Below are 519 nucleotides of genomic sequence, written 5' to 3'. Positions count from 1 at the left end.
CCGTCATACACACCGTACCTAAACACCTGCTTGCCGTCAAATGCAACCAGCATATGGGTGGCCTTGACGGCCACGGCGTCTTTGCATATCAAGCTGGTGAATGCATATGGAAGTGCCTCTTCGATCGGCCGGCCTGTGCGCAACGTGAACCAGACACGATGGAGTGCGTGATTTCCGTCGATGACGAATATTCGTCCTTTCTTTTTCATTGCAGTTGGAACTTGTTATGTTTCGATGTGATGAGCATCAGAATGTCGTCTGTAAATTCGTCGGCTTCATTGTCCATGTCCTGAGCGTCCAGCAGCTCGATGGTCAGCCCCGGCCCGTACCGCTCGTCCAGTTCCTCAACCAAATCAGCCACGATCTTCCGAAATCCGTGGATGCAGATACTGTTGAAGACCTCGGGCCGCGCTTCCACTACGGAACGAACGAACAACGTGAGTTCGCGCGGGTCATCGATGTGGTGCAGCACACTTTGGTGGGACAAAACTCTTGCGCCTTCTATCATAAATCCTCCGC

2 protein-coding genes are annotated in these 519 nt (G+C 52.8%); both read right to left on the bottom strand.

Going from position 1 to position 519, the window contains the following annotated elements; genetic code table 11:
• Nucleotides 1–209, bottom strand: a 209-nt coding sequence (locus AC1RPX_RS07640) for a hypothetical protein (protein ID WP_481763311.1), incomplete at its 3' end; no start/stop codon positions are given.
• Nucleotides 206–519, bottom strand: a 314-nt coding sequence (locus tag AC1RPX_RS07635; protein WP_481763310.1) for a hypothetical protein, incomplete at its 5' end; no start/stop codon positions are given. The genes AC1RPX_RS07635 and AC1RPX_RS07640, both read right to left, overlap by 4 nt.

The sequence above is a fragment of the Dellaglioa sp. CoH-56-MRSF-14 genome, assembly GCF_056782115.1.
This window is presented reverse-complemented; position numbering and strand designations above follow the sequence as displayed.